Source organism: Aeromicrobium sp. PFPM2_SD2, from assembly GCF_057364525.1.
The window spans coordinates 1-734 of sequence record NZ_JBNFNZ010000721.1 but is presented as its reverse complement, the minus strand read 5'-3'; the positions used below and the strand labels follow the sequence as shown (position 1 = coordinate 734).

The 734-nt window shown below is 76.2% G+C and carries 1 protein-coding gene; it reads left to right on the top strand.

Annotated features, from left to right (window positions below):
* The first annotated feature begins 1 nt into the window (after nucleotide 1).
* Nucleotides 2–712, top strand: coding sequence for a uroporphyrinogen-III C-methyltransferase (cobA, locus tag AC2W7G_RS17695; RefSeq protein ID WP_485869584.1), 711 nt, complete (start codon nucleotides 2–4; stop codon nucleotides 710–712).
* Nucleotides 713–734 lie beyond the last annotated feature (22 nt).

Below are 734 nucleotides of genomic sequence, written 5' to 3'. Positions count from 1 at the left end.
CGTGACGCTCGTCGGTGCCGGCCCGGGCGATCCCGGCCTGGTGACGGTGGCCGGACGCGCGGCGATCGAGGCGGCCGACGTCATCGTCGCCGACCGGCTCGCCCCGTGGGAGTCGGTCGCCTGGGCCCGGCCGGACGTCGAGGTCGTGGACGTCTCGAAGATCCCCTTCGGTCGCTCCACCAGCCAGGACGAGATCAACCGCGTGCTGGTCGAGCACGCGCTGGCCGGCAAGCACGTCGTCCGGCTCAAGGGCGGCGACTCCTTCGTCTTCGGCCGCGGCTTCGAGGAGGTCCAGGCCTGCGCGGCCGCAGGCGTGCCCACGACCGTCGTGCCCGGCGTGACGTCGAGCGTCGCCGGCCCCGAGCTGGCCGGCATCCCGGTCACCCACCGCGGGCTCGTGCAGGGCTTCACGGTCGTGTCCGGCCACGTGCCGCCCGGCCACCCGGACTCGACGCTCGACTACGCGGCGCTCGCCCGGTCGGGCACCACGCTGGTCGTGCTCATGGGCGTCCGGACCCTGCCGGCGATCGTCGATGCGCTCGTCGACGGCGGCCTGGCCGCCGACACCCCCTGCGCCCTCGTGGCGGACGCCAGCCTGGCCAGCCAGCGCGTGGTGCGCAGCACCCTGGCCGACGCGGTCGCGGACGCGACGCCGCCGGCGTCGGGCGCCGCGGTCGCCGTCATCGGCCACGTCGCCGCGCTCGAGCCGTGACTCTGCTGGTCTGCGCCACGGC